This is a genomic window from Microcystis sp. M53603_WE2 (assembly GCF_030065435.1).
Map to the genome: position 1 here is coordinate 1 of NZ_JASJFF010000421.1, position 9,618 is coordinate 9,618.

Genomic DNA, 9,618 nt, shown 5'->3' on the forward strand with positions numbered 1-9,618 from the left:
AACTATCGGGTGTTAGGAAGACATTCAAAGGCCAACCCCCTTGACCGACCATCATCTGCAATGCTTGCATATAGATACTATCGATGTCCGGTCTTTCCTCGCGATCAACTTTGATCGGTAAAAAATAGTGATTGAGATAATCGGCAATGGCCCGATCGGAAAAAGCTTCTCCTTCCATAACCGTACACCAATGACAGCTAGAATAACCGATCGAGAGAAAGATCGGTTTATCTTCCCTCCTGGCAATTTCTAGGGCGCTGTCACACCAATACCACCAATCGATCGGGTTTTCGGCGTGTTTTCGCAGGTAAAGACTTTCGGATGCAGCCAGATGATTAGTCATGGGAAAAGGGGATTTTTTGCTCTTGCTGCTTATTAGTTTAAGCTAATTAGAGACTAACCGGAATCAAGCCTCTGCTTATGCTGAAAACTTCGATCGCCCTAGGATTTTTTCTCACTCAATCTTTGCCCCTTAATCCGCAAGTGCAGGGGGTGGCTAATCATTTAATTGGGGTTATGGATACGACGCAACAAGCGCACACTAACCCCCGCGTTGCTAAGGTGCAAATGATTACCTGTGCCGTGGATTTTTCCCCCAAACAGGATAGTATTTATCTTTATCAGGAACAGGCAATTATCGATCGCTTAAATCAACCCTATCGTCAAAGAATTTTAGTCATTCAACCTAGCCCCGATAATTCCACTGTGGAATCAAAAGCTTATAAGTTAAATAATGCCCCTAACTTTATTAATTTTTGTAACAAAGACTTGACAGAAAGAAAATTAAATGTATCAGATTTGGCCGAGTCGGTGTGTACTGTGTTTTTAAAACCGATAGCGGGGGGTTATCGGGGAGAAACTCCCCCCCAGGGTTGTCCCACTAATGCCAGAGGTGCGGTGAAAATAACTAATACAATTATTCTACATTCCCAGGGCATGGATACCAGCGATCGAGGTTATGATAGCCTTGGGCAGCAGGTATGGGGAGCGCAGGATAATTTCTATCAATTTCGCTGGCAAAAACCCTAAAATCGGCTTTCTTGTTTCATTAATGCCACATCGGCAGCAAAATAGGTCAAAATCAAATCGGCCCCCGCTCGTTTCATACTGATTAAAGTTTCCAAAATCAGGCTTTTTTCGTCAATCCAGCCCTGTTTTGCCGCCGCTTTAATCATTGCGTATTCACCACTGACGTTGTAAGCGGCGACGGGAAGATGGCTACTATCGCGCAGACGACGGATAATATCGAGGTAGGCCAGAGCAGGCTTAACCATAATAATATCTGCCCCTTCTGTTATGTCTAAACTGGCTTCCCGTAAAGCTTCCCGACTATTAGCCCCATCCATTTGATAGGTTTTCTTATCACCAAATTTTGGTGCTGATTCTAAGGCATCTCGGAAGGGACCATAATAAGCAGAGGCATATTTAGCCGTATAAGCGAGAATTCCCACATCCAAATAGCCAGCCGCATCTAAAGCTCGACGGATCGCCCCAATCCTACCATCCATCATATCGGAAGGAGCGACGAAATTAGCCCCGGCTGCCGCTTGCGAGAGCGACATTTTCACTAAAACTTCTAGGGTTTCATCATTGAGAATTTTACCGTCCTCCACAATACCATCATGACCATAAATCGAAAAAGGATCGAGGGCAACATCGGTAATAATAATTATTTCAGGGACTTCTTTTTTAATCGCTTTCACCGCCCTTGGCACTAAACCATCGGGATTATAACTTTCTCTACCGAAATTATCTTTTTTATCTTCGGCAATCAGGGGGAAAAGAGCGATGGCATTAATGCCTAAATTATAAGCATTAACCACTTCTTTGAGCAATAAATCAAGGGAATAACGATAACAATCGGGCATAGAAGGAATAGCAACCCTTTGATTTTCTCCCTCCATGATAAAGAGGGGATAAATCAAGTCATTAACGGTTAATTCAGTTTCACGAACAAGACGGCGAATCGCTGGAGTATAACGAAGACGACGGGGACGAATCAGCATGATAACAGCGCGTCAAAAATAAAAAGTAAACAGTAAATAGCTGGTTTTGCTCTGGTTTTTTACCTAGGCAAAAACCGGGGATAGGACGATCAAATAATCCTGATCCCCCTGACTAATTAGTGAAAATCGGGACTATGACGAATCAAACTCATAAACTCTTGACGAGTCTTAGCAGAATCGGCAAAAATACCGCGCACGGCACTCGTAGAAGTCCAAGAACCGGGTTTTTCAACCCCGCGCATTACCATACACATATGAGTCGCTTCAATCACCACAGCTACCCCTTGAGGTTGTAGTAATCCTTGCAAAGCATCGGCAATTTGTGCGGTTAAACGTTCCTGTACTTGCAGTCGTCTGGCGTACATTTCACAGATGCGGGCAATTTTCGATAAACCGATCACTTTCCCGTTAGGAATATAGGCAACATGAGCGCGTCCGATTATCGGTAAAATATGGTGTTCACAGGAGCTAAACATATCGATGTCTCGGATTAAAACCATCTCGTTAGCATTCTCGTGAAAAACTGCCCCATTCAGCAATTCATCCAGGGATTGCTGATAACCAGAAGTGAGAAATTTTAGGGCTTTTACTACTCGTTTAGGAGTGTCTCGTAAACCTTCGCGATCGGGATCTTCTCCTGATCCTAACAGCAGTGTTCTTACCGCTTGCATCATCTCGGCTTCCGATACCGGCGATTTAGGTTCGGTAATCACTTCGGGAAAGTGATTGTAGTCATCATTGTCGAAAATTGCTTTGGACTTAGCTAAGGTCATAGATATTTTTACAGACTCCAATAGTTAATTGATCGGCAAAGTTTTCTGATTTTACCAATTGTCAATAAATACCCTTTGCTAGAGTATTTATTTTTCTGGGCATCTAGACGATAACTAATGAAAGCTATCGGTTTATTTCCTCGTCTTTGGGGTTATCTCCGTGGGGAAACCTGGAAAAATTGATTTTCCTAGTCACCGAAAAAGTCTTGAGTATCTCCCTAGTTAATTGAGGGCAGAGTTCTACTGCATAATTAATTTATTTTGTCAAGTAGTTCATTTGTTTGTTAGGGCAGGTTTCCTAGAATGATAATCGTTATCATTTTAACAAAAAATTTAGATTTACCAACAAAAATTTTGTCGCCAGATAAAGATAGTCCCGTTAAGCTATTTAACTTATTTTGAAGATGTAGAGAGATTTTGCGATTTTATCGCTTATATTCAGCAATATTACTGATTTTTTGGTATTCTTCCTCCGAGTATAAATCCGCCAGAGAAGCAAGGCGATCAAGAAAGAGGATTCCTTCCAGATGATCGTATTCGTGTTGAAAGATGCGCGCGACAAAATCCCTGAAAACTTGACGGATTTCGCCACCATTGCGATCGCAATAGGCTACCTCGATCCACTGATGACGGGGGACAAAACCGCGTAAATTGGGGACACTGAGGCAACCTTCCCAACCCTTGACCATTTCCTCGCTGACCCGCAAAATGCGAGGATTAATCACGGCAGTGGGTGGCATCATCGGAGCGTCGGGATAACGAGGATTGGGGTGAGAAGCAACGATAAACAGACGCAGAGACCGAGCAACTTGGGGCGCGGCGATTCCCACCCCGTGGGCAGCTTGCACGGTGCTAATCAGGGAATCGATCAAATTTTGACAGTCAGCATCGAGAAGATTATCGATCGCTGCTGCTTTTTGCTGTAGAATTGGATTTCCTAATTGGGTGATTGTTAAAACTTGCGTCATCTGTCTAAAGATTAATTGTTTCGCTCTGAAAATCATTTTATCTTGAGGGGAAAAATCTCGCTAAACTGATAAGGTTTCCCCGCAGCAGCACTAGAGCAACTTTGTTAATCAAAATTAACCGTGGATAGGCGTTGGGTTTCATGCTTCAACCCAACCTACGTTCATCTTATATTTAATTACACCCACCCACTTAATCAAAATTAACCGTGGACAGCAGCGCCCAACAACTTTGGCATAATCTCCTAGAGCGTCTAAAATTACTATTAACCCGTCCCGCTTTTGAGACTTGGTTTCAAACGGCGACGGTTAAAGAATGGCAAAACGATCGCTTAGTAATTCAGGCTGCCAATCCTTTTATTCTTAACCATCTTCAGAAAAATTATCTGTCAACAATTGCTGAAGTAGTGCAGGATCTCGTCGGTTATCCCGTCGAGATTCAACTCACGGCACAACAGGGCGATTTGATCGCTATTTTCCAGCCTCACACTAGCTTAGAATCAGAATTATCCCCCAGTAATCAACTTAACCCTAAATATAATTTTTCCCGTTTTGTTGTCGGGCCAACTAATCGCATGGCCCACGCAGCTGCTTTAGCGGTGGCGGAATTACCCGGAAGGGAATTTAACCCGCTTTTTCTCTGTGGTGGGGTGGGATTAGGTAAAACCCATTTAATGCAGGCGATCGGTCATTATCGTCTAGAATTATATCCCCAATCCAGGGTTTTTTATGTATCGACGGAACAATTTACGAATGATTTAATCACCGCTATCCGTCAAGATAGTATGGAAAGTTTTCGTAATCATTATCGCCATGCGGACATATTATTAGTGGATGATCTGCAATTTATTGAAGGAAAAGAATACACTCAAGAAGAATTTTTTCATACCTTTAATACCCTGCACGAAGCGGGAAAACAGGTAGTTTTAGCCTCCGATCGCCTCCCCAAACAGATTCCCAGTTTACAGGATCGTTTAATTTCTCGATTTTCTATGGGATTAGTCGCCGATATCCAAGCACCGGATATCGAAACTCGCATGGCAATTTTACAAAAAAAGGCCGAGTACGAAAATCTGCGTCTCCCAAGAGAAGTTATCGAATATATTGCCGTTAATTATACTTCTAATATTCGCGAATTAGAGGGGGCATTAATCCGGGCTACCACTTATATTTCTATCTCTGGATTGCCGATGACGGTAGAAAATATCGCGCCGGTTTTAAATCCACCAATGGCCAAAATTGCCACTTCTCCTGAGATTATTATGGCGGTAGTAGCGGAAAAGTTTCAACTCTCGATCGCCGATCTAAAAGGAAATTCCCGCCGACGAGAAATTAGTTTTGCCCGACAGATTGGGATGTATTTGATGCGTCAACACACGGATTTAAGCTTACCGCGCATTGGCGAAGAATTTGGCGGCAAAGATCACACCACCGTTATTTATAGCTGTGATAAAATCAACCTTTCCCAACATCAAGACCGACAATTACAAGAAATCTTAGCCCAACTAATCGAGCGAATTAACTCCCTCAGTCGCAATCAGTAGTCGGGGGTAATTATGAATGATGAATTATCAATTATGAATTGGGGAGATGGGGAGACCACTTCGTGCGCGTTGCGGGGGGAGATGGGAAAGTGGGAAGTATTTTCAGTGAACTGAAAACTCGCATCTGATCACTGATAACTGATAACTGATAACTGAGATTAACTACAGGAGAATAAACTGGCAATTGTAGCGATGAGACGAGAGGTCATGGGTAAACTATCGATCACCATAGCTGTACATAATAACATCATGTAAAGAATGGAATATTTAAACAGCGATCGAGCGATATCCCGATCAAAAGGATTCTGTTTTAATCGCCAAGCTTTTTTCAGGAAAACAAACCCTAAAATTAAAGCCGCTACACCATAGACCACACCACAGGCAGCCAAGGGATAAATCAGGAGGAAAGTGAAAGGAACAACGATTAAAGTATAGAGCCAAATCTGCTCGCTAGTGGCTTCTTCCCCTTTAACTACGGGCATCATCGGTATATCTACTTCTGCATAATCATCCTTGATCATTAAAGCCAAAGCCCAAAAATGGGGAGGAGTCCAAAGGAAAATAATGGCGAATAAAATCCAAGGAATCCAACCGAGATCGCCCGTTACTGCCGCCCAACCGACGAGGGGAGGAATCGAGCCAGCTGCGCCACCGATAACAATATTTTGGATACTATGACGCTTGAGCAGATGGGTATAAATCAGCATATAAAATGCGATACCGGTCATTGCTAAAAATCCGCTCAAAGTATTGACAAAAAAGACAAAAAGTGCTAGGGAAAGGGAGGCTAAAACGAGGGCAAAAATGAGGGCGTGGAGGGGTTGCACGCGACCGGAGGGGATCGGACGGGCGCGGGTGCGAAGCATGGTGTGATCGATGTCGCGATCATAGATGCAGTTTAAGGTTTGAGCGGCGGCGGCGGCGAGAGTGCCACCGAGGAGAGTAAGAAAGAGTAATAGGGGGGAAACCTGACCTTTAGAGGCGATTTCCATAGAAGCGGCTGTAGTAATCAGCAGTAGAGGAATAATTCGCGGTTTGGTGAGTTGATAATAACTTTTAGCGACTTGTAAAAAATTATCGTGGTGGCGAAGGGCTTGAGTTCCAGTCATCGTGATTAAATCCTTAGAGATGGCTTATAGGCGCGAAAGAACGATCGCGAAGGGCAAAAGTGGTAAAAGCGACGAGGGTTGCCAGCAATAGCGCACCGATGCTGTGGTGGGTAATGGTTAAGGGTTCCACTTGGAGATGTAGTTTCAGGGTGGCAACGCCTAAAAACACCTGTAGGGCGACTAATCCCCCGGCGCTAAAAGCTAGTTTTTTGAGGAGAGGATGGATAGCGGCAGCTCGCCAAGCGAAGAAAACTAGGGTTAACACCGAGATAGTGGCGGGAAAAACCCCGATAATGTGGCTATTCATCACGGTGCAGAGTTGGGAAACCGTTAAACACTGATGGGCCGCCCAACGGGAACCGACGAGACCGCCGAGGAGACATTGCAGATAAACTAGACCGGTGGCGACCATTCCCATCCCGGTTAGTTTCCCGACTGTACCTGTGCCACGGTAGGGAGTCAGACCGATAGCAATGACGATTAGGGTGGCAAAAAAGAGCAAAGCTGTGGCTAAATGGGCCGTTACGATGTCAAATCGCAGTAATTGGGTCACGGTTAATCCTCCCAGGACTCCTTGCAGGAGAATTAAAGCCAAAGCAGCGATCGCAGAGGGGAACAGCCAAGGGGGAAGATGGCGACGGTACCACCAAGACAGACCGACGAGAGCGAGCGTACTAAACCCGATCAAAGAGGCATCGAGACGATGAAACCACTCCAGAAATACCTGTAGATTCATCTGCTGACTGGGAATCCATTGACCGTAACACAGCGGCCAATCGGGACAAGCTAAACCGGCGTTCATAACTCTGGTGGCAGCACCCACCACCATTAGGGCGAAAGTAGCGATCGCAATTTTCCAGACTAAGCGGCGCATCCACACCTGAATATGGCCGGTTTCTCTTCGGGGTGTCGGGTTAAAAACAGATTCGGTCATCGGTTTGCCTGTTCTCAAGGAGTCTGTCATCAAAGATCATGGCTTTGTTTGCCAGTTAGTTATCACTGTGAATGAGTTTTTTTACGACAGGTAAAAGCTTTTAGATATTCTTTAGATTTCTGGCCATTTCCGTTACATTTGTTTACATAAACTCAGAATAAGATATAAAAATTAGTTATTTAAAATACTTTCCCTGAAAACGATCCCAAAGAAAAGATAAAATTCTCAGAAGATGCTGGTTAAATTTCCCATCTATAGGGGAATCATGTTTTAGCCTTGAATAAGTAGCCACTATTGAAAATATTGAAAAGACCGTGAAAATTCCCAGCAGTATCCTGACGCTCGTACTCGGGATCGCCTTGACCTTAATTAGTCTCTGGTATGGCCAAAATCATGGCTTAATGCCTGTGGCCGCTTCCGAAGATGCTCAGGAGATAGATAATATCTTTAATCTGATGATGACCATCGCCACGGGACTATTTTTAATAGTTGAAGGCGTGATCATTTATATAGTGATTCGCTTTCGCCGTAAACCGGGGGATCAAACCGACGGGCCGGCAGTGGAGGGCAATGTACCCCTAGAAATCTTCTGGACAGCCATCCCGACGGTAATCGTTTTTATCCTTGCCGTCTATAGCTTCGAGATTTATAACAATATCGGCGGTCTCGATCCCTTGATTTCCAAGGGTGGCAAAGGAGAAATCGCCCACCACGGTCATCACCACGGCACGATGATGGCCCTGGGCGGCGATCGCAGAGTAGCCCTAGGTATCGGCAATTCCTACGATGGTGAAGGAGTTCCCCCCCTAGTGGTCAATGTTAAAGGCATTCAATACGCTTGGATCTTCACCTATCCCGAAACTGGCATTGTTTCCGGGGAACTGCACGCTCCCGTCAATCGCCCCGTGCAACTGAATATGGAAGCGGGAGATGTGATCCATGCTTTCTGGGTTCCCCAATTGCGTCTAAAACAGGACGTTATCCCCGGACAGGAAACGGTTTTATCGTTCACATCCAACCAAATTGGTCAATATCCGATCATTTGTGCGGAACTTTGCGGGGCCTATCACGGCGGCATGAAATCTAGCTTTGTAGTTCACTCCCAAGCCGATTACGACCAATGGGTGCAGGATAATACGATCGCCGAAGTTGACAGCGATCGAACTGTAGCCATGACCACTAAAGATCGCTCTGATAGTCAATATTTGACCCCCTACACCGAAGAAATGGGCATCGACGCTGAAATCCTCGCCCAAGTTGCCCATCAGCAGCAAATGTAATTTTTCTTGTCATCTAAAATCTTGGCATTATGACAGCATCAACGGAAATAACCACCCCAGCAACCGTTCCCGAGGTGATCCATCACCGCAAGTGGACAGATTACTTTACTTTCTGCACCGATCATAAAGTCATCGGTATTCAATATCTGGTGACTGCCTTTCTTTTCTTCTTTATTGGCGGTGCTTTCGCGGAAGTGCTGCGGACAGAATTAGCCACTCCCGACCCCGATTTCGTCTCCCCAGAACTATATAACCAATTCATGACCATGCACGGAACGATCATGATCTTTCTTTGGATCGTTCCGGTTGGGGCGGGTTTTGCCAATTATCTCATTCCCCTGATGATTGGGGCGGAAGATATGGCTTTTCCTCGTCTTAACGCTGTGGCTTTCTGGCTTAATCCCCCCGGCGGGCTGCTATTATTATCCAGTTTCTTTGTCGGCGCACCCCAGTCCGGTTGGACTTCCTACCCACCTTTAAGCTTAATTAGCGGCAAATGGGGCGAAGAATTGTGGATTTTGAGCCTTTTATTGATCGGGACTTCCTCGATTTTAGGCTCGATTAATTTCATCACCACGATCCTGAAAATGCGGATTCCTGAGATGGATTTGTACAGTATGCCGCTATTTTGTTGGGCAATGCTGGCCACCTCGACTCTGGTACTGCTTTCCACCCCCGTTCTCGCTTCTGCTCTCGTTCTCTTGTCCTTTGATTTAATCGCCGGCACGAGCTTTTTTAACCCTGCCGGCGGCGGCGATCCGGTGGTTTATCAGCATATGTTCTGGTTTTACTCCCATCCTGCCGTTTATATCATGATCTTGCCCTTTTTCGGGACGATATCGGAGATATTACCAGTTCACGCCCGCAAACCGATTTTTGGTTATCGAGCGATCGCCTATTCCAGTCTCACCATCTGTTTCTTGGGTTTAATCGTTTGGGCCCACCATATGTTCACCAGCGGCACCCCCGGCTGGTTACGGATGTTTTTCATGGCGGCAACTATGTTA

At 45.1% G+C, this 9,618-nt stretch carries 10 protein-coding genes; 4 read left to right on the top strand and 6 right to left on the bottom strand.

The annotated features are described in order from the left end of the window. Positions 1 to 343: DUF255 domain-containing protein (locus PX481_RS08770; protein ID WP_288094419.1), on the bottom strand; the 343-nt coding region annotated here is incomplete at its 3' end. 77 nt (positions 344 to 420) lie between these two features. Between PX481_RS08770 and PX481_RS08775 the strand changes: the two genes are divergently transcribed. After that, complete coding sequence (locus tag PX481_RS08775; RefSeq protein WP_288094421.1) at positions 421 to 1,029, top strand: chromophore lyase CpcT/CpeT; 609 nt, start codon at positions 421 to 423, stop codon at positions 1,027 to 1,029. Here the strand turns inward: PX481_RS08775 and hemB are convergent. From hemB to def, 3 genes are all read right to left on the bottom strand, one after another. Then, positions 1,026 to 2,006 (bottom strand): porphobilinogen synthase, encoded by a 981-nt coding sequence (hemB, locus tag PX481_RS08780; protein ID WP_072927016.1) that lies wholly within the window; start codon positions 2,004 to 2,006, stop codon positions 1,026 to 1,028. The genes PX481_RS08775 and hemB overlap by 4 nt on opposite strands. A gap of 116 nt (positions 2,007 to 2,122) precedes the next feature. Next, positions 2,123 to 2,779: a GTP cyclohydrolase I FolE gene (gene folE / locus PX481_RS08785; protein ID WP_288027958.1), complete on the bottom strand. Its 657-nt coding sequence runs from the start codon at positions 2,777 to 2,779 to the stop codon at positions 2,123 to 2,125. Between the two features lie 425 nt (positions 2,780 to 3,204). Next, complete coding sequence (gene def, locus PX481_RS08790; RefSeq protein WP_288027960.1) at positions 3,205 to 3,783, bottom strand: peptide deformylase; 579 nt, start codon at positions 3,781 to 3,783, stop codon at positions 3,205 to 3,207. A gap of 170 nt (positions 3,784 to 3,953) precedes the next feature. Here def and dnaA point away from each other — a divergent pair, with 170 nt between their 5' ends. Continuing rightward, positions 3,954 to 5,288, top strand: a complete 1,335-nt coding sequence (gene dnaA, locus PX481_RS08795; protein ID WP_288094424.1) for a chromosomal replication initiator protein DnaA — start codon at positions 3,954 to 3,956, stop codon at positions 5,286 to 5,288. A 158-nt stretch (positions 5,289 to 5,446) separates the two neighbouring features. Here the strand turns inward: dnaA and PX481_RS08800 are convergent, their stop codons facing one another. Together PX481_RS08800 and PX481_RS08805 are read right to left on the bottom strand one after the other, a co-directional pair. Beyond that, the gene (locus PX481_RS08800; protein ID WP_288027962.1) at positions 5,447 to 6,397 is read right to left on the bottom strand and encodes a heme o synthase; all 951 of its coding nucleotides are present in this window, start codon (positions 6,395 to 6,397) and stop codon (positions 5,447 to 5,449) included. 13 nt (positions 6,398 to 6,410) lie between these two features. Continuing rightward, a complete protein-coding gene (locus PX481_RS08805) occupies positions 6,411 to 7,331 on the bottom strand; it encodes a COX15/CtaA family protein (protein WP_288027964.1) in 921 nt (306 codons plus the stop codon). A 314-nt stretch (positions 7,332 to 7,645) separates the two neighbouring features. On the opposite strand from PX481_RS08805, the gene PX481_RS08810 reads away from it, so the two are divergent. Together PX481_RS08810 and PX481_RS08815 are read left to right on the top strand one after the other, a co-directional pair. After that, positions 7,646 to 8,611 carry a cytochrome c oxidase subunit II gene (locus PX481_RS08810; protein ID WP_149987483.1) on the top strand — a complete coding sequence of 322 codons (966 nt, stop codon included), beginning with the start codon at positions 7,646 to 7,648 and terminating at the stop codon, positions 8,609 to 8,611. 29 nt (positions 8,612 to 8,640) lie between these two features. Continuing rightward, positions 8,641 to 9,618, top strand: a 978-nt coding sequence (locus tag PX481_RS08815) for a cytochrome c oxidase subunit I (protein WP_288094427.1), incomplete at its 3' end; no start/stop codon positions are given.